This is a genomic window from Nocardioides nanhaiensis, assembly GCF_039542785.1.
Lineage (GTDB): Bacteria > Actinomycetota > Actinomycetes > Propionibacteriales > Nocardioidaceae > Nocardioides > Nocardioides nanhaiensis.
Genome location: NZ_BAABIM010000001.1, coordinates 934290 through 957324 on the forward strand (window position 1 = coordinate 934290; position 23035 = coordinate 957324).

24 protein-coding genes are annotated in these 23035 nt (G+C 73.4%); 15 read left to right on the forward strand and 9 right to left on the reverse strand.

What is annotated here, in order from left to right:
- Positions 1-41: 41 nt before the first annotated feature.
- From ABD948_RS04485 to ppgK, 11 genes are all read left to right on the forward strand, one after another.
- On the forward strand, positions 42-1505 hold the full coding sequence (locus tag ABD948_RS04485; protein WP_345263066.1) for an NCS2 family permease: 1464 nt from the start codon (positions 42-44) through the stop codon (positions 1503-1505).
- A gap of 202 nt (positions 1506-1707) precedes the next feature.
- On the forward strand, positions 1708-2157 hold the full coding sequence (locus ABD948_RS04490) for a MarR family winged helix-turn-helix transcriptional regulator (protein ID WP_345263068.1): 450 nt from the start codon (positions 1708-1710) through the stop codon (positions 2155-2157).
- Positions 2158-2249: 92 nt separating this feature from the next.
- Positions 2250-3536: an MFS transporter gene (locus ABD948_RS04495; RefSeq protein ID WP_345263070.1), complete on the forward strand. Its 1287-nt coding sequence runs from the start codon at positions 2250-2252 to the stop codon at positions 3534-3536.
- Between the two features lie 234 nt (positions 3537-3770).
- Positions 3771-4145: a 30S ribosomal protein S12 gene (gene rpsL, locus ABD948_RS04500; protein WP_011757353.1), complete on the forward strand. Its 375-nt coding sequence runs from the start codon at positions 3771-3773 to the stop codon at positions 4143-4145.
- Between the two features lies 1 nt (position 4146).
- A complete protein-coding gene (gene rpsG, locus ABD948_RS04505) occupies positions 4147-4617 on the forward strand; it encodes a 30S ribosomal protein S7 (RefSeq protein ID WP_345263072.1) in 471 nt (156 codons plus the stop codon).
- Positions 4618-4694: 77 nt separating this feature from the next.
- Positions 4695-6806, forward strand: a complete 2112-nt coding sequence (fusA, locus tag ABD948_RS04510; protein ID WP_345263074.1) for an elongation factor G — start codon at positions 4695-4697, stop codon at positions 6804-6806.
- A gap of 67 nt (positions 6807-6873) precedes the next feature.
- A complete protein-coding gene (gene tuf, locus ABD948_RS04515; protein ID WP_345263076.1) occupies positions 6874-8067 on the forward strand; it encodes an elongation factor Tu in 1194 nt (397 codons plus the stop codon).
- Between the two features lie 105 nt (positions 8068-8172).
- Positions 8173-8766, forward strand: a complete 594-nt coding sequence (locus ABD948_RS04520) for a sugar O-acetyltransferase (protein ID WP_345263078.1) — start codon at positions 8173-8175, stop codon at positions 8764-8766.
- Positions 8763-9218, forward strand: a complete 456-nt coding sequence (locus ABD948_RS04525; RefSeq protein WP_345263080.1) for a DUF4190 domain-containing protein — start codon at positions 8763-8765, stop codon at positions 9216-9218. The genes ABD948_RS04520 and ABD948_RS04525 overlap by 4 nt, the downstream gene beginning before the upstream one ends.
- Positions 9215-9937: a tRNA (guanosine(46)-N7)-methyltransferase TrmB gene (gene trmB / locus ABD948_RS04530; protein WP_345263082.1), complete on the forward strand. Its 723-nt coding sequence runs from the start codon at positions 9215-9217 to the stop codon at positions 9935-9937. Before ABD948_RS04525 ends, trmB begins: the two co-directional genes overlap by 4 nt.
- 51 nt (positions 9938-9988) lie before the next feature.
- The gene (gene ppgK / locus ABD948_RS04535) at positions 9989-10777 is read left to right on the forward strand and encodes a polyphosphate--glucose phosphotransferase (protein WP_345263084.1); all 789 of its coding nucleotides are present in this window, start codon (positions 9989-9991) and stop codon (positions 10775-10777) included.
- A gap of 40 nt (positions 10778-10817) precedes the next feature.
- On the opposite strand, the gene ABD948_RS04540 is transcribed toward ppgK, so the two are convergent.
- Positions 10818-11645 carry an RDD family protein gene (locus tag ABD948_RS04540; protein WP_345263086.1) on the reverse strand — a complete coding sequence of 276 codons (828 nt, stop codon included), beginning with the start codon at positions 11643-11645 and terminating at the stop codon, positions 10818-10820.
- Positions 11646-11680: 35 nt separating this feature from the next.
- Here ABD948_RS04540 and ABD948_RS04545 point away from each other — a divergent pair, with 35 nt between their 5' ends.
- Positions 11681-12676: a stage II sporulation protein M gene (locus ABD948_RS04545; protein ID WP_345263088.1), complete on the forward strand. Its 996-nt coding sequence runs from the start codon at positions 11681-11683 to the stop codon at positions 12674-12676.
- A 4-nt stretch (positions 12677-12680) separates the two neighbouring features.
- Here the strand turns inward: ABD948_RS04545 and ABD948_RS04550 are convergent, their stop codons facing one another.
- From ABD948_RS04550 to ABD948_RS04560, 3 genes are read right to left on the reverse strand one after another with little or no spacing between them, the layout of a single operon-like run.
- Positions 12681-13103, reverse strand: coding sequence for a hypothetical protein (locus tag ABD948_RS04550; protein ID WP_345263089.1), 423 nt, complete (start codon positions 13101-13103; stop codon positions 12681-12683).
- 2 nt (positions 13104-13105) lie between these two features.
- Positions 13106-14425 (reverse strand): NAD(P)/FAD-dependent oxidoreductase, encoded by a 1320-nt coding sequence (locus ABD948_RS04555; protein ID WP_345263091.1) that lies wholly within the window; start codon positions 14423-14425, stop codon positions 13106-13108.
- Positions 14422-15297, reverse strand: a complete 876-nt coding sequence (locus tag ABD948_RS04560; RefSeq protein WP_345263093.1) for a MerR family transcriptional regulator — start codon at positions 15295-15297, stop codon at positions 14422-14424. The genes ABD948_RS04555 and ABD948_RS04560 overlap by 4 nt, the downstream gene beginning before the upstream one ends.
- A 117-nt stretch (positions 15298-15414) precedes the next feature.
- Here ABD948_RS04560 and ABD948_RS04565 point away from each other — a divergent pair, with 117 nt between their 5' ends.
- On the forward strand, positions 15415-15687 hold the full coding sequence (locus tag ABD948_RS04565) for a hypothetical protein (RefSeq protein WP_345263095.1): 273 nt from the start codon (positions 15415-15417) through the stop codon (positions 15685-15687).
- A gap of 5 nt (positions 15688-15692) precedes the next feature.
- On the forward strand, positions 15693-16544 hold the full coding sequence (locus ABD948_RS04570) for an FHA domain-containing protein (RefSeq protein ID WP_345263097.1): 852 nt from the start codon (positions 15693-15695) through the stop codon (positions 16542-16544).
- 35 nt (positions 16545-16579) lie between these two features.
- Here ABD948_RS04570 and ABD948_RS04575 read toward each other — a convergent pair whose 3' ends face one another.
- From ABD948_RS04575 to ABD948_RS04595, 5 genes are all read right to left on the reverse strand, one after another.
- Positions 16580-17878 carry a DUF58 domain-containing protein gene (locus ABD948_RS04575; RefSeq protein ID WP_345263099.1) on the reverse strand — a complete coding sequence of 433 codons (1299 nt, stop codon included), beginning with the start codon at positions 17876-17878 and terminating at the stop codon, positions 16580-16582.
- Between the two features lie 10 nt (positions 17879-17888).
- Positions 17889-18830 (reverse strand): AAA family ATPase, encoded by a 942-nt coding sequence (locus ABD948_RS04580; RefSeq protein WP_345263101.1) that lies wholly within the window; start codon positions 18828-18830, stop codon positions 17889-17891.
- Positions 18831-18916: 86 nt separating this feature from the next.
- Complete coding sequence (locus tag ABD948_RS04585) at positions 18917-20149, reverse strand: DUF4350 domain-containing protein (RefSeq protein ID WP_345263103.1); 1233 nt, start codon at positions 20147-20149, stop codon at positions 18917-18919.
- Positions 20146-20769, reverse strand: coding sequence for a DUF4129 domain-containing protein (locus ABD948_RS04590; protein ID WP_345263105.1), 624 nt, complete (start codon positions 20767-20769; stop codon positions 20146-20148). The genes ABD948_RS04585 and ABD948_RS04590 overlap by 4 nt, the downstream gene beginning before the upstream one ends.
- Positions 20766-21692, reverse strand: a complete 927-nt coding sequence (locus ABD948_RS04595; RefSeq protein ID WP_345263107.1) for a hypothetical protein — start codon at positions 21690-21692, stop codon at positions 20766-20768. The genes ABD948_RS04590 and ABD948_RS04595 overlap by 4 nt, the downstream gene beginning before the upstream one ends.
- Positions 21693-22717: 1025 nt before the next feature.
- On the opposite strand from ABD948_RS04595, the gene rpsJ reads away from it, so the two are divergent.
- Complete coding sequence (gene rpsJ / locus ABD948_RS04600) at positions 22718-23026, forward strand: 30S ribosomal protein S10 (RefSeq protein ID WP_008360994.1); 309 nt, start codon at positions 22718-22720, stop codon at positions 23024-23026.
- The last annotated feature ends 9 nt before the right edge of the window (positions 23027-23035 follow it).

Sequence of the window (23035 nt, forward strand, 5' to 3'; positions counted from 1 at the left end):
GACACCGTAGCCGACGACGACGCGCCGGCCGCCGGTCTGACATGCTGCGCGGCGTGACGACGACGGGGACCTCGACCGGTGGCGGCCTCGACCGCTTCTTCGCCATCAGCCAGCGCGGCTCCTCCGTGGGGCGCGAGGTGCGTGGCGGCGTCGTCACGTTCCTGACGATGGCCTACATCATCGTGCTCAACCCGATCATCCTGCTCGGCGGCCAGGACGTCGACGGGGAGCTGCTCGCGGGCGGCGACTTCGCCGCGATCGCGGCGGCGACCGCGCTGGTGGCCGGGGTGCTGACGATCCTGATGGGCGTGGTGGCCAACTACCCGCTGGCGCTGGCCACGGGCCTGGGCCTCAACGCGTTCGTGACCTTCTCGGTGGCCAGCCAGATGACGTGGGCCGACGCGATGGGCCTGGTGGTGATCGAGGGCCTGGTGATCCTGGTGCTCGTGCTGACCGGCTTCCGCGAGGCGGTATTCCGGGCCGTGCCGGCGCCGCTGAAGGTCGCGATCTCGGTCGGCATCGGCCTGTTCCTCACCCTCATCGCGCTCGTCGACGCCGGCTTCGTGCGCCGCACCGGCGCCGGCACGGTGCCGGTGGAGCTCGGCATCGGCGGTCAGCTGCAGGGGTGGCCGGTCGCGGTGTTCTGCCTCGGCCTGGTGCTCGTGCTCGCGCTGCACGCCCGCGGGGTGCGCGGCGGCATCCTGATCAGCATCGCGGTCACCACCGTGGTGGCGATCGTCGTCGAGCGGCTGGCCGAGGTGGGGCCGGCGGTCTCCGACGACGGGGTGAACCCGACGGGCTGGAACCTCAACGTGCCCGCCCTGCCCACCGACGTCGTCGGGCTGCCCGACCTGCAGCTGATCGGCGAGTTCAACCTGCTCGGCTCCTGGCAGAACGCCGGCGTCGTCACGGCCGCGCTGCTGGTCTTCACCCTGCTGCTGGCGGACTTCTTCGACACCATGGGCACCATGACGGCGATCGGCGCCGAGGCCGGCCTGCTCGACGAGGAGGGCGCGCCGCCGCGCACCAAGCAGATCCTGATCGTCGACTCGCTGGCCGCTGCCGCGGGTGGCGCCGCGTCGGTCTCGAGCAACACCTCCTACATCGAGTCCGCCTCCGGCGTCGCCGACGGTGCGCGCACCGGGCTGGCCTCGGTGGTGACCGGCGTGCTGTTCCTGCTGGCGATGTTCTTCGCGCCGCTGGTGGGGGTGATCCCCAACGAGGCGGCGGTGCCGGCCCTCGTGCTGGTGGGCTTCCTGATGATGCAGCAGGTCACCGGCATCGACTGGGACGACGTCGAGATCGCGCTGCCGGCGTTCCTCACCATCGTGCTGATGCCGTTCACCTACTCGATCACCGCCGGCATCGGCGCGGGCTTCCTGGCCTTCGTGCTGCTCAAGGTGGTGCGCGGCAAGGTCGGCGTCATCCACCCGCTGATGTGGGTCATCTCGGCGATGTTCGTGGCCTACTTCGCGATCAACCCGCTCACCGCGCTGCTCACCTGAGGTCGGCGTCCCGCCGACGGGGAGTGGGCGGAGGAGCAGGTGTTGCTGGCGTGGCTGGTGTGCCTCGGACTGCGCACGACTGCCGAACTTCTCGTGCGAGGTATCGATCGGGAAGTTCGGAGTTCCCACGTATTCGTGGGAACGCCCCGGCCGGCTCACGGTCGCGGAATAGTTAGCACAGGTAATGAGTTATGCTCACGACATGCCGACCGTCCAGCACGCCGTGCGCTCCGACACCGGGCTCGCCTCCGAGCTCCGGCTCGCCGTCATGCGGCTGCGACGCCGGCTGGCCAGCGAGCGCGACCCCGACAACGAGCTGAGCATGGGGGCGATGGCGGTCCTCGGCGCGCTGTACCGCAGCGGGGAGCAGACGCCGGGGGAGCTGGCCGCCCACGAGCGCGTGCAGCCGCCCAGCATGACCCGGCTGCTCAAGTGCCTCGAGGAGGAGGGCTACGTGGCCCGCCGCCCGCACGAGAGCGACGGGCGCGTGGTGCTGGTCGACCTCACCGAGCTGGGGCGCACCACCGTGCTGGCCGACCGGCGTCGCCGCGACGCCTGGCTGGCCACCGCCCTGCGCGACCTGAGCCCCGAGGAGCGCCGGGTGCTGCGCAGCGCCGCGCCGATCCTCGAGCGCCTCGCGCGCCACGACTGATCACCCGGACCAGGCGTCCGACCCCACCCCACGACGACGACACGACCCGCCGCCCGCGAGCGGCCCGGACCCAGGAGACCTGACCCGCCGACTTGAGCCCCACGTTCCGATCCCTCCACAACGCCAACTACCGCCGCTACGCCGCCGGAGCCGCGGTGTCGAACACCGGCACCTGGATGCAGCGCGTCGCCCAGGACTGGCTGGTGCTCCAGCTGGCCGCGGGCAGCGCCATCGGCGCCGGCACCGCCGTCGGCATCACCACCGGCCTGCAGTTCCTGCCGGCCCTGCTGCTCTCGCCGCTGGCCGGCGTCGTGGCCGACCGCTTCCCCAAGCGCCGGCTGCTGCAGCTGACGCAGGTGCTGATGGCCGTGCCCGCGCTCCTGCTCGGCCTGCTCGCCGTCACCGGGGTCGCCGAGGTGTGGCACGTGTTCGTGCTGGCGCTGCTCTTCGGTGTCGGCACCGCGCTCGACGCGCCGGTCCGGCAGTCCTTCGTCAGCGAGATCGTGGATCCCGACGACCTCGGCAACGCGGTGGGCCTCAACTCCGCCTCCTTCAACGCCGCGCGGATCGTGGGTCCGGCGCTGGCCGGCGTCCTGATCGCCGCGCTCGGTGGCGGCGCACAGGCCACCGGCTGGGTGATCCTGCTGAACGCGGTCAGCTACGCGGGCCCCTACCTGGCGCTGCGGTCGATGAACCCCGCGCTGCTCACCGCCGCACCGGTGTCGGCCTCGGGCAAGGGCATGGTGCGCGAGGGGCTGCGCTACGTCCGGGGTCGTCCGGACCTGATGCTGGTGCTGGCGATCGTCTTCATCGTCGGCACGTTCGGCCTCAACTTCCAGATGACCTCGGCGCTGATGGCCACCGAGGTCTTCGACAAGGGCGCCACCGAGTACGGGCTGCTCGGCACCTTCATGGCCGTCGGGTCGCTGACCGGCGCCCTGCTGGCCGCCCGCCGCCCCCAGGTGCGCCTGCGGCTGGTGGTGGTGGCCGCGGTGGTGTTCGGCGCCGTCGAGGTGGTGGCCGGCCTGCTGCCCACCTACACGACCTTCGCGATCTGGATGCCGCTGCTCGGGCTCTCCGCGCTGACGATGATCACCGCCGCCAACACCCTCATGCAGATGTCGACGGCGCCCGCGCTGCGCGGCCGCGTGATGGCGCTCTACCTGATGATCTTCATGGGCGGCACCCCGCTCGGCGCGCCCGCCATCGGCTGGGTGGGGGAGACCTTCGGTGCTCGCTGGACCCTGGTCGGCGGCGGCGCGATCACGCTGGTCGGGGTGCTGGGCGTGGTCGGCTGGTACCTCGTGGCGCGCCCCGCCGTCGTCCCTCCCGAGCACGCCCCGGCCCGGCGTCCGGCCGTCGTCGCCGCGAGTCGCTGAGCCCGGACCAGGGTGCCGCTCGCCGGGTTTTGACCCTGTCGGGGCCCGCCGGTAGCCTCGGTTCTCGTGTCTGGGTCCACCAGACCGTCTCGCGTGCCCGGAGCACGGCGGCCAGTTCCTCGGCCGCCGCCCGACGCGGGCCGCGCAGACACGTGGCACACCGCAGGACAGGCAACACCGTCGTGCCCGGCAGATCGCCGGTCACTGAGAGAGACCCAGGAAGGGAACCACCAGGTGCCCACCATTCAGCAGTTGGTCCGCAAGGGCCGGCAGGACAAGGTGTCGAAGAACAAGACGCCGGCCCTCAAGGGCTCGCCGCAGCGCCGCGGCGTCTGCACCCGCGTCTACACCACCACCCCGAAGAAGCCGAACTCCGCCCTGCGCAAGGTCGCCCGCGTGCGACTCTCCAGCGGCGTCGAGGTCACCGCCTACATCCCGGGCGTGGGTCACAACCTCCAGGAGCACTCCATCGTGCTCGTCCGCGGCGGCCGGGTGAAGGACCTCCCCGGCGTCCGGTACAAGATCATCCGCGGCACGCTCGACACCCAGGGCGTGAAGAACCGCAAGCAGGCTCGCAGCCGTTACGGCGCGAAGAAGGAGAAGAGCTGACATGCCGCGCAAGGGTCCGGCCCCGAAGCGGCCGATCGACATCGACCCCGTCTACGGGTCGCAGCTGGTCTCCCAGCTCGTCAGCAAGGTGCTGCAGGACGGCAAGAAGCAGGTCGCCCAGCGCATCGTCTACACCGCCCTCGAGGGATGCCGCGAGAAGAACGGCAACGACCCCGTCGTGACGCTCAAGCGGGCGCTCGACAACGTCAAGCCCGACATCGAGGTCAAGTCCCGCCGCGTCGGTGGCGCCACCTACCAGGTGCCGATCGAGGTCAAGGGCACGCGCGGCACCACGCTCGCGCTGCGCTGGCTCGTGGGCTACGCCGCGGACCGCCGTGAGAAGACCATGCACGAGCGGCTCATGAACGAGATCCTCGACGCGTCCAACGGCCTGGGTGCCGCGGTGAAGAAGCGCGAGGACACGCACAAGATGGCCGAGTCCAACAAGGCCTTCGCCCACTACCGCTGGTGAGCCCGGCTGCCGGAGGCGCGCGACCCGCGCCCCGGCGGCCGCACCGGACCACACCGACCTAAGGAACGCAGACTCAAGTGGCTGTCGACATCACCACGGACCTCAACGTCGTCCGCAACATCGGCATCATGGCGCACATCGACGCCGGCAAGACCACCACCACCGAGCGCATCCTCTTCTACACCGGCATCACCTACAAGATCGGTGAGGTCCACGAGGGCGCGGCCACCATGGACTGGATGGAGCAGGAGCAGGAGCGGGGCATCACGATCACCTCCGCGGCCACCACCTGCTGGTGGAAGAAGCACCAGATCAACATCATCGACACCCCCGGCCACGTGGACTTCACGGCCGAGGTGGAGCGTTCGCTCCGCGTGCTCGACGGTGCGGTCGCGGTCTTCGACGGTGTCGCGGGCGTCGAGCCCCAGACCATGACGGTCTGGCGCCAGGCGAACAAGTACTCCGTGCCCCGCATGTGCTTCGTCAACAAGCTCGACCGCACCGGCGCGGACTTCTTCCGCTGCGTCGACATGATGGTCGAGCGCCTCAACTCCACCCCGCTGGTGCTGCAGCTGCCCATCGGCGCGGAGTCGGACTTCCTCGGCGTCGTCGACCTGGTCGGCATGCGTGCGCTCACCTGGCGCGGCGAGACCACGATGGGTGAGGACTACACCGTCGAGGAGATCCCGGCCGAGCTGGCCGAGCAGGCCGCGGAGTACCGCGAGAAGCTGCTCGAGACGCTCTCCGAGGCCGACGACGACGTCATGGAGAAGTACCTCGAGGGCGAGGACTTCACCGTCGAGGAGCTCGAGGGTGCGATCCGTCGCGCGACCCTGGCCGACAAGGTCAACCCGGTGCTGTGCGGCACCGCGTTCAAGAACAAGGGCGTCCAGCCCCTGCTCGACGCGGTCATCAAGTACCTGCCGAGCCCGCTCGACATCGACGCGATCATCGGCCACAAGCCGAACGACGAGGAGACCGAGATCTCCCGCCGTCCCTCCGACGACGAGCCGTTCTCCGGCCTCGCCTACAAGATCGCCTCCGACCCGCACCTGGGCAAGCTGATCTACGTGCGCGTCTACTCCGGCAAGCTGGAGGCCGGCTCGACCGTGGTCAACTCGGTCAACGGCAAGAAGGAGCGGATCGGCAAGGTCTACCAGATGCACGCCAACAAGCGTGAGGAGATCGCGTCGGTCGGTGCCGGCCAGATCGTTGCCGTGATGGGTCTGAAGGACACCAAGACCGGTCACACGCTCAGCGACCCGCAGAACCAGGTCGTCCTGGAGTCGATGACGTTCCCGGCCCCGGTGATCGAGGTCGCCATCGAGCCGAAGACCAAGTCCGACCAGGAGAAGCTGGGTCTGGCGATCCAGCGCCTCTCCGACGAGGACCCGACCTTCACGGTCAAGACCGACGAGGAGACCGGCCAGACGATCATCGCCGGCATGGGCGAGCTCCACCTGGAGATCCTCGTGGACCGGATGAAGCGCGAGTTCCGCGTCGAGGCGACCGTCGGCAAGCCGCAGGTGGCCTACCGCGAGACCCTCCGCAAGGAGGTCAAGAGCCACTCCTACACCCACAAGAAGCAGACCGGTGGGTCGGGTCAGTTCGCGAAGGTCGTCATCTCGCTCGGCCCCAACATCGACCCCGAGACCGGGCTCGGTGCGGGCTACGAGTTCGCCAACAACGTCTCCGGTGGCCGCGTGCCCAAGGAGTACATCCCCTCGGTCGACCAGGGCGGTCAGGAGGCGCTGGAGTTCGGCGTGCTCGCGGGCTACCCGATGGTCGACGTGAAGTTCACGCTCGAGGACGGCGCCTACCACGACGTCGACTCCTCCGAGCTGGCCTTCAAGATCGCGGGCAACCAGGCGTTCAAGGAGGCGGCGCGGATGGCCAAGCCCGTGCTCCTCGAGCCGATGTTCGCCGTCGAGGTCACCACCCCCGAGGGCTTCCTCGGCACGGTGATCGGCGACATCAACAGCCGTCGCGGTCAGATCCGAGCGCAGGAGGAGCGTCACGGCGACATCGTCGTCGACGCCCTCGTGCCGCTGTCCGAGATGTTCGGGTACGTTGGCGACCTGAGGTCCAAGACCTCCGGCCAGGCGTCGTACTCGATGGAGTTCGACTCGTACGCCGAGGTTCCCTCGAACATCGCCGACGAGATCATCAAGAAGGTGCGCGGCGAGTAACGCCAGGCACCTCGGCACCACCCATCCCGTACGAGTCAAGTAACAACACCACCAGGAGGAGCCCACCGTGGCTAAGGCGAAGTTCGAGCGGACCAAGCCGCACGTCAACATCGGCACGATCGGTCACATCGACCACGGCAAGACGACGCTGACCGCAGCGATCTCGAAGGTGCTGCACGACAAGCACCCGGACCTCAACGAGGCGTCGCCGTTCGACTCGATCGACAAGGCTCCCGAGGAGCGCCAGCGCGGCATCACGATCTCGATCGCGCACATCGAGTACCAGACCGAGGCGCGCCACTACGCGCACGTCGACTGCCCCGGTCACGCCGACTACATCAAGAACATGATCACCGGTGCGGCGCAGATGGACGGCGCCATCCTGGTGGTCGCCGCCACCGACGGCCCCATGCCCCAGACGCGTGAGCACGTGCTGCTCGCCCGCCAGGTCGGCGTGCCCGCGCTGGTCGTCGCGCTCAACAAGTGCGACATGGTCGACGACGAGGAGCTCATCGAGCTCGTCGAGATGGAGGTGCGCGAGCTCCTCTCCGAGTACGAGTTCCCGGGCGACGACGTCCCCGTGGTGCGCGTGGCGGCCTTCCCGGCGCTCAACGGCGACCAGAAGTGGGCCGACTCGATCGGCGAGCTCATGGAGGCCGTGGACACCTACATCCCGCAGCCCGAGCGCGAGACCGACAAGCCCTTCCTGATGCCCGTCGAGGACGTCTTCACGATCACCGGTCGTGGCACCGTCATCACCGGTCGCATCGAGCGCGGCGTGGTCAAGGTGAACGAGGAGGTCGAGATCATCGGCATCCGCGACACCGCCCAGAAGTCGACCGTCACCGGCGTCGAGATGTTCCGCAAGCTGCTCGACGAGGGCCAGGCCGGCGAGAACGTGGGCCTGCTGCTGCGCGGCACCAAGCGCGAGGACATCGAGCGCGGCATGGTCGTCATCAAGCCGGGCACCACCACCCCGCACACCAACTTCGACGCCAGCGTCTACATCCTGTCGAAGGAGGAGGGTGGCCGTCACACGCCGTTCTTCAACAACTACCGTCCGCAGTTCTACTTCCGGACCACGGACGTGACCGGCGTCGTCACCCTGCCCGAGGGCACCGAGATGGTCATGCCGGGCGACAACACCGAGATGTCGGTCGAGCTGATCCAGCCGATCGCCATGGAGGACGGCCTGCGCTTCGCCATCCGCGAGGGCGGCCGCACCGTCGGCGCCGGCCGGGTCACCAAGATCACCAAGTGATCGACTGACCCGCCTGCACCACCTGTTCCGACCGACACCCCCCGAGCCCCAGGGCTCGGGGGGTGTCGTCGTCCCCGGCCCCGGACCGGTGAGAGGATCGGGCGCGTGAGTACCCCGACCCCCGACGACGGCCGCAGCATGCTCGAGCGCATGCGGGCCGGCGAGCTGTACCAGGCCGACGACCCCGCGATCACCGCTCTCGCCACCACCGCCCAGGAGCAGATGGTGGCCTACAACGCCTCGTCGCCCGTCGACCCGGCCGGGCGCCGGACGCTGCTGGAGCGGTTGCTGGGCGCCGTCGGCGAGGGGACCGAGGTCCGCCCCCCGCTGCACGTGGACTACGGCACGAACATCCGCATGGGGTCCGGTTGCTTCGCAAACTACGGCCTGGTGGCGCTCGACGTCGCCTCGATCACCATCGGCGACGACGTGCAGATCGGCCCGAACGTGCAGCTGCTGACCCCCACCCACCCGGTGGAGCCCGGTCCGCGTCGGGAGAAGTGGGAGGCGGCCAAGCCCATCGTCATCGGCGACAACGTCTGGCTCGGCGGCGGCGTGATCGTGCTGCCCGGCGTCACCATCGGTGCCGACACGGTGGTGGGGGCCGGTGCCGTCGTCACGCGCGACCTGCCGCCCGGCGTGCTCGCGGTGGGCAACCCGGCCAAGGTCATCGGCACGATCGGTGAGGGCGGCGCGTGAGCCAGCCCGAGGATCCCGGCTACCGGCCCTACGAGCCGCCGGCTGGCGGAGGGTCTCCCGAGCCCACCTGGCCGCCCCAGCCCGCGCCCGGCCAGCCGTACGGCCAGTACGGCCAGCAGTACGGCCAGTACGGCCAGTACGGCCAGAGTCCCTCCGGGTACCCGATGTCCGCCGCCTCCCCCTACGGACCGGTGACGCCGCCCGACCACGCGCAGGCCACCACGGTGCTCATCCTGGGGATCCTGGGCCTGGTCACCTGCCAGCTCATCTCGCCGTTCGCCTGGGCCATGGGTCAGCGCGTGGTGCGCGAGATCGACCGCAGCGGTGGTCGGATCGGCGGGCGCAGCGCGGCGAACGCCGGGCGGGTGTGCGGGATCGTGGGCAGCGTGCTCCTGCTGCTCGCCGCGCTCGGCACCCTCGCGGTCCTCCTGCTGGCCGTGGCCTCGGCATGAGCGGCGCCGTCCCCGCCCGCCCGCACCACCGCCTGACCCCCGAGGGTCGGCGGATGCGCGAGGTGCTCAGCTACTCCCGTCGCGGCAGCCGGTTCACGCCGCGACAGGCGGCGGCCTGGGAGGCGCACCACGAGCGCTGGGTGGTGCCCGAGCGCGCCGTCGACGAGCCGGGCTTCACCTGGGCGCGGCACTTCGGCCGTGAGGCCCCGCTGGTGGTGGAGATCGGGTCCGGGGTCGGCGAGGCGACGGCGGTGCTGGCGGCGGCCCGCCCCGAGCACGACGTGCTGGCGCTGGAGGTGTGGCGCCCGGGGATCGCCGACACCCTGTGGCGCCTGGCCGATGCCGGCGCGGAGAACGTGCGCCTGTGCTCGGTGGACGCCGTGTGGTCCTTGGAGCACACGGTGGCGCCCGGGAGCCTCGCCGGGCTGTGGACCTTCTTCCCGGACCCGTGGCCCAAGCAGAAGCACCACAAGCGACGGCTCGTGACACCGGCGTTCGCGCGGCTGGCGGCCTCGCGTCTGGCGCCCGGTGCCGCGTGGCGCCTGGCCACCGACTGGCCGGACTACGCCGAGCAGATGCGCGCGGTGCTCGACGCCGAGCCGGGGCTCGTCGGCGCCGAGGTCGAGCGCTGGTCCGAGCGGCCGGTGACCCGCTTCGAGCGCAAGGGCCGCGAAGCCGGGCGCCCGATCGTGGACCTGCGCTACGTGCGCGCCGACTGACGCTGCGGCCTGAGGGGCCGGCACGGTCGGTCCTGTGGTGGAATCGCCCGCATGAGTCACGAGGGGAGCGCGCGCGGCGTCGGGTTCGGCGTCGACGTGGGGGGCAGCGGGATCAAGGGCGCTGCCGTGGACCTCGCGACAGGGGAGTTCGCCGGCGAGCGGACCCGGCTGCCCACGCCCTCGCCGGCCACCCCGGAGGCCGTCGCGGAGCTGGTCGCGCAGCTGGTGGGCGACGCGGAGGCCACCGACACCGCGGGGGAGCCCGGCTCGCCGGTCGGCGTCACCGTGCCCGGGATCGTGGACGACGGCGTGGTCCGCTCGGCTGCCAACATCGACGCCGCCTGGATCGGCACCGACGCCGACGCGCTGTTCAGCGCGCGCCTGGGGCGGCCGGTGCACGTGGTCAACGACGCCGACGCCGCCGGGCTGGCCGAGGTGCGGTGGGGTGCCGCCCGCGACCGTCGGGGCCTGGTGCTGGTGACGACGCTCGGCACCGGCATCGGCACCGCCCTGGTGCACGACGGCGTGCTCGTCCCCAACGCCGAGCTCGGTCACCTGGAGGTGGGCGGCCGCAACGCCGAGCAGTGGACCGCCAACTCCGCGCGCGAGCGCGAGGAGCTCTCCTGGGAGGAGTGGGCCGAGCGGCTCCAGGTGTACTACCGCCACCTCGAGCGTCTCTTCACGCCCACCCTGTTCGTGGTCGGCGGCGGCGTCAGCAAGCACGCCGACCGCTTCCTGCCGCTGCTCGACCTGAGCACCCCGATCGTGCCCGCGAGCCTGCGCAACCGCGCCGGCATCGTCGGCGCCGCCCACCAGGCCGCGGCGCACGCAGCCGGCTGACTCCGGGTCGGGCCGGGCGGGCCGGGTACGCCGCGTCGGGTCAGGACCGACCAGCGAGCCGGTCGCGCAGCTGCTCCTCGCGGCGCAGCCGGGTCAGGTCGCGCTCGCGTCGGGCAGCGACGACGGCGGCCAGGAAGTCCTCGGGGGCGGTGCCCGGAGGCGGACCGGGGGCCACGTGCGGGCTCACCTGCTCGGCCAGCGCTGCGCCGATCCGGGCGCGCGAGGCGGGGTCCAGGGTGGGCAGGCGACCCAGGAACTGGCGCACCGCCAGCGCCAGTCCGGTCGGTAGCGCCGTGATGTCGGCGCCGGCCGCCCAGGCGCCCAGGTGCGGCGGCATCGGGGCGGGCATGCTCAGCCGCAGTGCCACGCGCTCGCGGACCACGTAGGTGCCGGCGGCGTAGTCACCCAGGCGCTTGCCGCGGCTGCTGAGCAGCGCGGAGAAGAACGCGGGCACGCCCTGGAAGACGTAGAGCTCCACGAAGCCCACCATCGAGCGCACCAGCGCGTGCTGGAAGGAGATCGGCCCCGCGTCGTCGCGCACCGTGCGCAGTCCCAGGGCGAGCTTGCCCAGGGAGCGTCCACGGGTGAGCGTCTCGAGCGTGGTGGGCAGGGCGATGAAGACGATGATCATCGAGCCGATCAGCGCGGCCTGGGCGAGCGCGGCGTCGGTGCGCGCCACGGAGAGCAGCATGACGAACAGGACGACGAAGAGCAGCACCCACGTGGCGATGACGTCGATGAGGCCCGAGGCCAGCCGGACCCCGATGCCCGCGGGGGGCAGGTCCAGCGCCACGGCCTCACCGGTCACGAGGTCGTCGTCGGTGAGCGTGGCCGTCTCGGGTCGCCCGTACCCGCCGGTGCTCGTCACCGCTCCACTCTAGGTGGCCCCCTAGGGTGGTGGGCGTGGACCTCGACGCCTACGTGCTGGCGCACTCGCACCAGTGGCAGCGCCTCGACGAGCTGACCCGGCGCCCCCGGCTCACCGGGGCCGAGGCCGACGAGCTGGTGGAGCGCTACCAGCAGGTGGCCACGCACCTGAGCGTGGTCCGCACCTCGGCGCCCGACCCCACGCTCGTGGCCCACCTCTCCTCGCTGCTGGCCCGCGCCCGCAACCGCGCGGTCGGCACCCGCACCAGCACGTGGGCCGGTGTGCGGTCCTTCCTGCTCGACCGCTTCCCGGCGGCGCTCTACACCATGCGGTGGTGGTGGCTGGGGTGCGTGGCCGGCAGTGTGCTGGTGACAGCGGTGATGACCTGGTGGCTGCTCGGCAACCCCGCGGTCGAGCAGGCGATGCTCTCGCCCGCCGAGGTCGACCAGCTGGTCAACAACGACTTCGAGGGCTACTACAGCGAGTACGCCGCCTCGCACTTCGCCGCCCAGGTGTGGATCAACAACGCGTGGGTGGCCGGCTTGTGCATCGCGCTGGGGGTGCTCGGCGCGCCGGTGGTGCTGCTGTTGTTCTACAACCTCGCCAACCTGGCGGTCATCGGCTCGATCATGATCCGCAACGACCGTGGCGACCTGTTCTTCGGGCTGATCCTGCCCCACGGGCTGCTGGAGCTGACGGCGGTCTTCGTGGCGGGCGGGGTGGGCCTGCGGCTGTTCTGGTCCTGGGTCGAGCCGGGCGACCGCACGCGCGCCGACGCCCTGGCGCAGGCCGGTAGGTCGGCCGCCACGGTGGCGCTGGGGCTGGTCCTGGTGCTGCTCGTGAGTGGCGTCATCGAGGCGTTCGTGACCCCCTCGGGGCTGCCCACCTGGGCGCGCGTCGGGATCGGGGTGTTGGCCGAGCTGTGCTTCTTCGCCTACGTGTTCGTGCTGGGGCGCAACGCGGTGCTGCGCGGGCACACCGGTGACGTCGACCGCGCGCTGCTCGAGGACACCGTCGTCAGCCGCGCCTGATCGCTCAGCCGAGCCCGGTGACGGCCACCAGGGCCGCCGCGGCGGCACCCACGGCGAAGGCCGCGCGCACCCTGTCGGCCAGCAGCAGCCGTCGCAGGAGCGCGGGGGTGGGCCCCGACCTGCCGAGGCGCCCGTGGGTGGGGGCGGCGCCGGTGGCGGTGGCGAGGACGCTGCCGAGCACGCACGCGAGGGTCACGACGAGCGCGGGGGAGCGGGGCGCCGCGAGCAGCGCCCAGATCGCGGTGCCGGCGAGCGCGCCGTAGCAGAGCGCCACCAGCGGGGTGATGGCGCGGCTGTGACGGGCGTGGGCGGGCGCCCAGTCGGCGGCCGGAACGCGGGCTAGCGCCGGGTAGACCAGCACCGTCACCGTCAGCTGGAACCCCGCGTGCAGCATGACCGCGAGGGCCAGGGCCCAGGTGGCGTCCACGGTCAGGAGGCGGCGAGGGCCGGGTGCTCGAGCACGCGGCGCGCGGCTCGCGCTCCGCTCACCAGTGCGCCCTGGATCGAGGCGGTCTCGCGGTGGTCGCCCGCCACGACGACGCCGTCGCGCTCGACCACGCGCGGGCGCGCCGCGAAGGGCGGCGCCAGCGCCGGCAGCGCGAGCGGGACCTCGTGCCGCACGAGCAGCTGCCAGCCCGCCGCGCCGTCGGGGCCGCCGGGAGCGCCGAGCAGCTCTGCGGCGTGCCGGGCCATCGCCTGCTCCTGGGGCGCCGGCGCTCCTGCGGCCCACACGGCGGAGGCCTGCACCAGGTGGCGACCGGCTGGGGCGTAGGTGGGTGCGGCGGCGGAGATGACGGCGCAGTTGACGACGGGGCCGCGCGGCCGCGCGAATCCGTCGAGGTGCAGCAGCCCGGTGTGCTCGGGCGGATCGGGCACCGCCCACCACTGCGTGACGACGCCGCGCGGTGCGGGCGCGGCCAGCCCGGTCAGCGGCTCCGCGGCCCAGCCGTCGGTGGCCACCACCACGTGGCGGGCGCCGGTGCTGCCGCCGCCGTGGTGCACGCGGGCGCCGTCGGCCGTGCGCTCGATGCGCTCGACCCGGTGCTCGAGGTGGACGGCGCCGGCCAGCGGTGCGGCGAGCTGGTGGGGGAGCGCCCCCATGCCGGCGCTGGGCAGGCCGGGGGTGCCGAGCGCGAAGCTGCGCAGCAGCAGCCGGACGAAGGCGGCGGAGGTCGCGCCCTCCTCGTCGAGCACCACGCCGGCCAGGAAGCGGTCCATCAGCCTGCGCAGGTCGCCGTGCAGCCCCGCGCGGTCCAGGGCGGCGCGCAGGGTGGTGTCCTGCCCGCGGGAGAGCAGGGCGGCGGCGGGGCGCCGCGTGGCCGCGGCTCGCACCAGCGGCGCGACGAAACGGGCGGCGGCGAGGGTCTGGCGGGGGCGCACGAGGGCCAGGCGGGCGTCGTCGGGCAGCAGGCGGGGTGCCGCGAGCGGGTGGCCGGCGCGCAGCAGGCCGCGCTCGGTGCGCAGCGCCGCACCCGCGGGGAGGGACTGCAGCCCCAGTGCCGGGACGTCGACGTGGTGGCGCAGCGCCGGATAGCTGGGGTTCAGCAGCTGGAAGCCGCGATCGGTGAGGAAGCCGTCGACCTGGTCGGTGCGCACCCGGCCACCCACCTGGTCGCCGGCCTCGAGCACCACCACCTCGCGGCCCGCGTCGCGCAGTGTGCGGGCGCACTCCAGCCCGGCGAGGCCGGCGCCGACGACGACGACCTCGGCGTGCGCGGGGGCGCCGGGGCCCGGCGGGGTGCTGCTCACGCGGCACCGTAGCGGTCGACGTAGGCCACGACGCGGTTGAACATCGCGGTCACCGACGCCAGGTCGGCGACCCCCTCGGGCACCGGCTCGGCCAGCTCGTAGAGCACCGGAGCGGCGGCGGCCGGCGTGCAGGCGGCCGCCACCCGGGCGCAGGCGCGGGCGGCGTCGCGCACGGCCACCGGCTCCACGGTCCAGACCGCCTCGAAGAGGCGCTTCTTCTCCGGGACATCGGCCTGGCCGGGCAGCTCGAAGGCGGTGAGGGCGGCGGGCAGGTCGCGGCTCTCGCAGACCACGGCCCACTCGCGGCGCATCGGGGCGTCGTCGGGCAGGCCCACCTTGACGGGGCGCGAGTCGGGGTCGGAGGCCGCGAAGTCGGCGAGGGCGAAGCTGCTGCGGGCCACCCGGCCGAGCTCGGCCCAGCGCTCGGCGGCGGGGTTGAAGTAGGTCTCGCGCTGGAAGGAGCCGAAGAGGTGGGCACGCTCCGCCTTGGCGCAGAACTCGTCCTCGATCGCCCAGCTCAGCGCCAGCAGCGTGCCCTTGCGCAGCCGGTTGGTCTGCAGCCGGGGGTGACCACGGCGCAGGTCGGCGTAGACCGACCGGGTGGCGTCGTCGGCGTGGTGGCCACCGCCGGCGGCGACAGTCTGGACCGCCACCTCCAGGCGGGTGCCGGCGTCGCGGCTGCGCAGGACGGCGAGCACGCGCTCGACGTCGCGCTCGGCGTAGCGCCGGTGGCCGCTCGGCAGCCGCTGGGGCAGCGGGAACCCGTGCCGCTGCTCCCACGCCCGCAGGGTGGCGGTCGTGACGCCCGTGCGCTCGGAGAGGTCACCGATGGTGAGGGTCGCGACCTCGCCAGACTTGAACGCTGTGCTCATGATGGCACTGTAATACCTCGACACAATGTTGAGGTTCGGGTACTGATGTCGGTGGAGGCACCAGGCCCCCGCACCAGCCATTCACCCCATTCACCCCGAGCAACCCTGGAGACCACGATGAGCCAGAGCCTTCCCGGACCCAACCCCGGCGGCGTCAGCAGCCAGCCCCTCGACAGCACCAGCGACGAGGTCGTCGACTGGGGCGACCTGGGCCAGCGGATGTGGAGCTTCCTGACCGGCCGCGAGGCCGCCATCCACTACCGCTTCGAGGACATGTCGGTCGAGGTGCCCCGCGACACCGGCTCCAACGCCCCGCGGGCCACCTGGAAGATCGACGGCACCCTCACCATCACCACCAGCGAGCGCACCGACGCCGCCGGGCGGGGCTGAGCAACGTGACCCTCGCGGTGGCGGCCGACCTGCGCTTCGAGCTGCAGCGCCCCGGCCAGAGCCCGGTCAGCGGCTCGGTCCGCGGCTCGGCGAACCGCCTGGAGCTGGAGGTCGACGACCCGGGCGCCCTGGCCGGCGCCGGCGACGCCGCGACGCTGCGGGTGCTCGCCGAGGGCCTCGCCCAGCAGGGCGTCGTCCTGCGCGTCGTCCACCAGGGCGAGCACCTGGTCTCGCTGGGCGCCGTCAACGCCCCCTGGTGGCAGCGCCGCTTCACCGGCAGCCGCCGGGTGCGGGCCGGCAGCCTGCGGGGCGCGATCACCTCGGCGCGGGCGCGTGCCCGCGGCACCGAGTCGGTGCTGCCCGACCTCAGCCTGGCACCGCCCCCGACCCTGTGGCCGCTGGTGCCGACGCTGCGTCGTCGCCCCCGGCCGCGCACCACCACCACCCACGACCCCGCCCGCGGCGGGCTCCCGCGCCTGGTGCTGGTCCGCGAGGCCGTGGGTCCCGGCGAGCGACAGCCGATCTACTGGCTCACCGACGGCTTCACCATCGGCTCCGACGCCGGCTGCGACCTGGTGCTGACCGGTCTCGAGCCGGTGCACGCACGCCTGGTGCACGACGAGGCCGACGAGTGGATCGTCGTGCCGGTCTCGGGCGTCACCCGGGTGCACGGCGCGCCGGTGGTGCGTCAGATCCTGCGCACCGGCTCGCGCCTCGAGGTCGGCGGCCACGTGCTGGCCTTCCACCGCGAGGAGTACGCCGACCACGGGCGCCCCTACGGCGGACGGATCGGCGGGGAGCTGGGGCGCCAGCGTCCGCAGCCCCCGCGCGACGCCGTCCCACCCTCGTCGGGCTGACAGCGGGCTGACGGCGGCCCGAGGCGCCGGTCGGCTCAGAGCCGACCAGCCGCCTTGAGCTGGAGGTAGTGGTCGGCCAGTCGGGGCGGCAGCGCGTCGGCGTCGGCGTCGACCACCTCGACGCCGAGTGCTCCCAGCACCCGGGCCGTGCGCTCGCGCCGGGCCAGCGTCTGCTCGGCGGCCGCGGCGCCGTAGGTCTCGCCGAGGCCGGAACGGTCGGCCGCCAACCGGGCCAGCGCGGGGTCCTGCACCGAGGCCAGCACCACGTGGTGGTGGGCCACCAGCGAGGGCAGCACCGGCAGCAATCCCTCCTCCACGGCCGAGGGCTCCAGCGGGGTCAGCAGCACGACCAGGGCACGCTGACGGCCGAGTGACTGCACGGCTGCGGCGAGCACACCCCAGTCGGCCTCGACGAAGGTGGGCTCCAGGTCGGCCATCGTCTCCTGCAGGCGCCCGGCGACGTCGTGGGCGCTGCCCAGCCGCGCCCGCGCGCGCACCCGGCGGTCGCCGGCCACCAGGTCGACGCGGTCGCCGGCCCGGGCCGCCAGCGCCGCGAGCAGCAGCGCGGCGTCCATGGCCGAGTCCAGGCGCGGGACGTCCTCGACGCGTCCCGCGGAGGTGCGCGAGGTGTCGAGCACCAGCACCACGCGCCGGTCGCGCTCGGGCTGCCAGGTGCGCACCACGGTCGTGCGGGTGCGCGCCGAGGCGCGCCAGTCGATGGAGCGCACGTCGTCGCCGCGCACGTACTCGCGCAGCGAGTCGAACTCCGTGCCGGGCCCGCGCAGCCGCACCGCGGAGCGACCGTCGAGCTCGCGCAGCCGGGCCAGGCGTGAGGGCAGGTGGCGCCGGGAGGCGAACGGCGGCAGCGAGCGCACCGTGCCCGGCACCGGCGTCGTGGCCTGGCGCGACCACAGCCGCAGCGGTCCGTGGCTGCGCACCGTGACGCCGAGGGCGCGCAGGTCACCGCGCCGCGTGGGTCGCAGGGGGGTGCGCAGCACCGTGCGCTCGCCGGCCGCCAGCCGGACGCGGTGCCGGTCGGTCCCCGGCGCGGCCCCGGCGCTGGGCTGCCAGGAGTCGCGCACCCCGGCGTGCACGCGGCGTGCCCCGTCGTTGGTGACCACCAGGGCCGCCTCGGCGTGGTCGCCCAGGCGCACCGTGCCGGCGGGGCGCCGCTCCACCCGCAGCGAGCCGGGCGCCGGCGCCAGCAGCCGGTCGACGACGCACAGCGCCGCGACCACCAGCAGCCACAGCCAGACCGTGCCCTGCTGGGGGCGCAGCACCACCGGCACCAGGCCCAGCAGCACCAGGAGCGGCACCCGGCCCGAGATCACCACGGCTGCCCGATCACCGCGGCACCGGCACCGAGCCCAGCGCGGCGGAGAGCACCTGCGCCACCTCGACCCCCTCGAGCTCGGCCTCGGGCCGCAGCCCCAGCCGGTGCACCAGGGTGGCGTGCGCCAGCGCCTTGACGTCGTCGGGGGTGGTGAAGTCCCGGCCGTTGAGCCAGGCCCAGGCCCGTGCGGCGCGCATCAGCGCCGTCGCGCCGCGAGGGCTGACGCCCAGCGAGAGCGAGGGTGACTCGCGGGTGGCACGCGCGATGTCGACGATGTAGCCGGCGACCTCGGGCGCCACCTGCACCGCACGGACCGCCCGCCGACCCGCCTCGATGTCGGCGGCCCCCGCCACGGCGCGCACACCCGCCCCGGCGACGTCGCGGGGATCGAAGCCCTCGGCGTGCCGGCGCAGGATCTCCAGCTCGGCGGGCCGGTCCGGCACCGGCAGGACGACCTTGAGCAGGAAGCGGTCCAGCTGCGCCTCCGGCAGGGGGTAGGTGCCCTCGTACTCGACCGGGTTCTGGGTCGCCGCCACGAGGAAGGGCGTGGGCAGCGCCCGGGAGACGCCGTCGACCGAGACCTGGCCCTCCTCCATGGCCTCGAGCAGGGCCGACTGCGTCTTGGGCGGCGTGCGGTTGATCTCGTCGGCCAGCAGCAGGTTGGTGAAGACCGGTCCCTCGCGGAAGGCGAGCGCACCCTGGTTGCCCTCGATGACCATCGAGCCGGTGATGTCACCCGGCATCAGGTCGGGCGTGAACTGCACCCGTGCCGTGTCGACCTCCAGCGAGGCGGCCAGGGTGCGCACCAGCAGCGTCTTGGCGGTGCCGGGCACCCCCTCCATGAGCACGTGCCCGCCGCACAGCAGCGCCACGAGCAGTCCCGAGACGGCGGCGTCCTGGCCGACGACGGCCTTGGCCACCTCGGTGCGCACGGCGGTGAGGCGCTCGCGCACGGGATCCTCGGCGGGGTGGCGGGCCGGTGGGGTGGCCGGTGGGGTGGCCGGTGGGGTGGCCGGTGGACCTGTCTGCGGGTCGTGGGTCATGGGTGGCGGACCTCTTCCTCGAGCGTGTGCAGGTCGGTGGCCAGCTGCACCAGCTGGCGGTCGGTGGTGGGTGGGGCGGCGCCGGCGCCGAGCAGCGCGGCGACGGCGTCGGACTCGCGGCCGGTGTGCTCGGCGATCCGCCGCACCAGGGCGTCGGGGTCGGTGCCGGTGACGGTGGCCTCGCGACGGTCCAGGCCGAGCCGGGCGGTCAGCCGACGGCGCGTGGCGGTGCGCAGGGCGGTGGCGGCGTGGGCGCGGTCGCCGGCGCGTCGGTAGAGACGACCGCGGCTGAGCGTGGTCTCGACGGCCTTGACCACCACCGGCAGCGGCTCGGTGGCGAGCGGGCCCAGGCGCCGTGCGCGCCACAGCAGCAACGCCAGGGCGGCGAGGGCGAGCACCCACAGGCCGGGGCGGATCCAGGGCGGCAGCAGCTCGCCGACGCCGACCGCCTCCTGCGTCCCGAGGTCGTCGAGCCGGGGCACGAACCAGACCAGGCGCGGGCCGCCGCCGAGCAGGCGCAGTGCCACGGCGGCGTTGTCGGCGCGCAGTACCTGGTCGTTGGTCAGGGCCTGGCCGGCGCCGAGCAGCACCACGCCGTCGCGCTCCACCAGCAGCGCCCCCGGGCCACCGGCGCCGTCGGCGGGGAAGCAGGCCCCGCGGGGCGGCGAGGTGGCTCCGGGGTCGAGGTAGGTGGTCGCGGCGTCGACGTCGAGGCGCAGGCCGTCGAGGTCCGCGAGGTCGCACCCGGCCTCCCAGCCCTCGGTCTCCCCGTCCGGCAGCGCACTCTCGCCCTGGAGGCGGACGCCGAACAGCGAGGCGGCGAGTGCGGTCGGCTCCACGAGCACCACGCGCGCCGGGCCGGCCTGCTCACGCAGCCGCGCGACGACGCCCTCGCCGAGCAGGTCGGTGGAGCTGACCACCAGGGTGTCGCCGGACCCCAGCCGGGTGGACCCCAGCTCCTCCAGGCCGCGCACCACCTGCACCTCGACGCCCTGGTCGTCGAGCACCCGCGCGATCGCACGCGTGCCCTCGGGGCCGGGGTTGTCGGGGTCCAGGGGCTCACCGGTGCGCGCCGGCCCGTTGGTCGCCACGGCGAGCGCGACGGCGAGCGCGAACCCCAGGCCGACCAGCAGCATGGCCCGGTGACGACGCCAGGACCCGGGGCCTGCCCCCGCGGAGGCGGGTGCGGGGTCGGCGGGGGCCGGGGCGGAGCCGGCGAGCAGGCTCATCGCGCCACCGCGAGCTCGTCGTCGAGCGCCAGCACCTCGGTGGCCTGGGGCAGCGTGGCCTCACGGTCGCCGTAGAGCACCTCGTCGAAGAGGCGTGCGCCGGCCCCGACGGCGTGGGCGCGGTCGGGGAACTCCGCGGCCAGTGCCCGCGCGACGTCCTGCGCGGTGAGGCCGGGGGCGTCCTCCACCAGGCCGCGCTCGACCTGGCGCAGCGCCAGGGCCCGGAAGCCCTCGACGACGGCCTCGGCGTAGCGCTCCTGCGCCAGGGCCTCCTCCGCCCGACGTCGCAGCTGGGCGGCGGTGGCGCGCTCCTCGCCCAGCACCGACCCGGCGCGCGACTCCTGGCGCGCGCTCGACCGCTGTCGCGAGACCAGCCACGCGGCGGCCGCGACCAGGCCCGCCAGCACCAGCATGGCCGCCAGGGTGGTCAGGGGCGGTGCGCTGCTCGCGACGTCGAGTGCGGCGTCGAGACGTCGCTCCACCCAGCGCAGGACGCGGTCCAGGAGGTTCTCGTCGTTGTACTCCGGGCGCAGCAGCTCGCGGCGCAGCTCGGAGCGCGCCTCGTCGGGGGTGGGCGTCAGCGGCACGCCGTCCGCACCGACCCGGAGCGGGGGAGTCACGAGGCGGTGACCCCGGCCCGCGCCAGCAGCTCGACGTCGTAGGCCTCCTTGCGGATGCGCTGGTCCAGGTACTGCAGCGAGGTGACCGCGGAGGTGAACGGGGCCACGAAGGCCGCGGCCACGACCGTGCTGACCGCCTGCGTGACCACGAGACCGAGCGTCGCGTACTCGGGGGCTGCCAGCACCACCACGTTGCCGATGATCGCGAGCGGCACCGCGATCACCTGGCTGGCCAGGGAGGTGGCGAGCACCGTGAGCAGCGCGATGCCGAAGGTGCGCCAGAACTGGCCGCGGGTCAGCGCGTAGCCGCGGGCGACCGCCCCCAGCACCCTGCCCTGGGGCTCGAGCATCAGCGCTGCGGGCGCCAGCAGGTAGCAGCGCACCCAGAACCAGCACATGACCGCCACGAACGCCGGCACCGAGAGCAGGCCCCACAGCACCACCGGCAGCGCGCCGTCGGCGACGGCGACGACGGCGATCCAGGCGAGCACGTAGCCGACCAGCAGCGCCGCCGTGGCCAGGTTGAGCAGTGCGGTGAGCCCGAGCAGCCGCCAGCGGCGACCCCGGGTGGCGGCCCAGGCCTCACCCAGGTCCAGCCGGCGGCCCACGGCGGCCGCGTGCGCCACGTGGGCGACCATCCCGGTGACGAAGACCAGGCCTATCTGCAGCAGCACCGCTCCGCCGACCAGGGCGAGGAGGGACCCCGCGGTGCCCGCGACCTCGGCGGCCGTGGCGTCGTCGCCGAGGCCCGCGTCCATGGCCGTGCCCACCGTGGCCGTGAACAGCGCGGTGACCAGGATCGGCACCGCCATCACGATCGAGGAGACCAGCACCGCCGCCCCCACCGTGGCCTTGGGGTTGAACCGGATGATCCGGAACGCGGCGTCGTAGATGTCGCCCAGCCCCAGGGGACGCAGCGGCATGGCCCCCGGCTTGTGGGCGGCGCCCAGCATGCCGGGCACCGGCGCCCACCCCCCGGGAGGTGGTGGCGGGTTGCCCGGCGGCGGAGCCGAGTAGCCGGGAGGGGGTGCGGCGTAGCCGGGTGGTGGGGGAGGCCCGGGCGGGGCCGGCGTGGGCGTCCCCGGGGCGCTCCAGCGCGACGGCGCCTGCTGCTGCGGCGGCTCCGCGCCCGGGGGAGGTGGCGACGACGGCGGCCGGTACGGCTCGTAGTCCGACATGCAGGCTCCCGGGAGTCAGGCTGGTGGCGCGCCGGGGTGGCGCGCGGCCATCTTGTCAGCCGGTGGGGACGGTGGGGTCGGCCGGCGCACGCTGGTCGAGGTGCACCGAGCGTCAGCGAGCGGCCACGAGACATGGTGGGTCGGGCGTCCTGCGGTGAGTGGGCACTGCTGCTCGCTCGGTGAGTCGATGGGTCTCGATGCGCCCGTTCCGGGTTCGCGAGCTCACCGGGAGGGCTTGCTCGACCTTCGCTCGCCCACGCCGTCCCCTCCTTTCTCCTCGGTGACGGCTGCTCGCTCGGTGAGTCGATGGGTCTCGATGCGCCCGTTCCCGGTTCGCGAGCTCACCGGGAGGGCTTACTCGACCTTCGCTCGCCCACGCCGTCCCCTCCTTCGTCGGGGACGGCTGCTCCCTCCGATTTGGCGTGGGTGTCGCGGGTCTGCCAAGATGTTCCGGTTGCTCCGGCGAGTCGCCGGCGTGCGGCACACCTTGACTTCTGAATCGCGTCTCCAGGCTCGCGGGCAACCGCTGGGCCATGATGCCGGTCGTCAGCGTGCGCTGCCGCGGCGGAGACCCGATCAGCCCGACGAACTGTCGGGTGCCCCGAACAGCACCGCAACACCCGCTTCGAGCGTCGTCCACTGTGCGACACGCCCGACCGCGGGGGTCGGCGGGGCGGGGTGGAGCCAGGGCGGGGCCGACCCACACGGGGGGACGCCCGGCAGACACGTGGCGAAGAGATGCCAGACGAGTAGAAGGACGAGACTGACCTATGGCGGGACAGAAGATCCGCATCAGGCTCAAGGCCTATGACCACGAGGTGATCGACACCTCGGCGCGGAAGATCGTGGACACCGTCACCCGCACGGGTGCCAAGGTCGCCGGCCCGGTGCCGCTGCCGACCGAGAAGAACGTCTACTGCGTCATCCGCTCGCCCCACAAGTACAAGGACTCTCGCGAGCACTTCGAGATGCGCACCCACAAGCGCCTCATCGACATCATCGACCCCACGCCGAAGACCGTCGACTCGCTCATGCGGCTCGACCTGCCGGCGGGCGTCGACATCGAGATCAAGCTCTGAGGTCGAGGA

Coding starts and splice junctions, on each gene's coding strand:
- ABD948_RS04485 (WP_345263066.1), top strand. CDS start 42: ATGCTGCGCGGCGTGACGACGACGGGGACCTCGACCGGTGGCGGCCTC.
- ABD948_RS04490 (WP_345263068.1), top strand. CDS start 1,708: ATGCCGACCGTCCAGCACGCCGTGCGCTCCGACACCGGGCTCGCCTCC.
- rpsG (WP_345263072.1), top strand. CDS start 4,147: ATGCCGCGCAAGGGTCCGGCCCCGAAGCGGCCGATCGACATCGACCCC.
- trmB (WP_345263082.1), top strand. CDS start 9,215: ATGAGCGGCGCCGTCCCCGCCCGCCCGCACCACCGCCTGACCCCCGAG.
- ppgK (WP_345263084.1), top strand. CDS start 9,989: ATGAGTCACGAGGGGAGCGCGCGCGGCGTCGGGTTCGGCGTCGACGTG.
- ABD948_RS04560 (WP_345263093.1), bottom strand. CDS start 15,297: ATGAGCACAGCGTTCAAGTCTGGCGAGGTCGCGACCCTCACCATCGGT.
- ABD948_RS04565 (WP_345263095.1), top strand. CDS start 15,415: ATGAGCCAGAGCCTTCCCGGACCCAACCCCGGCGGCGTCAGCAGCCAG.
- ABD948_RS04585 (WP_345263103.1), bottom strand. CDS start 20,149: ATGAGCCTGCTCGCCGGCTCCGCCCCGGCCCCCGCCGACCCCGCACCC.
- ABD948_RS04595 (WP_345263107.1), bottom strand. CDS start 21,692: ATGCCGCTGCGTCCCCTGGGGCTGGGCGACATCTACGACGCCGCGTTC.
- rpsJ (WP_008360994.1), top strand. CDS start 22,718: ATGGCGGGACAGAAGATCCGCATCAGGCTCAAGGCCTATGACCACGAG.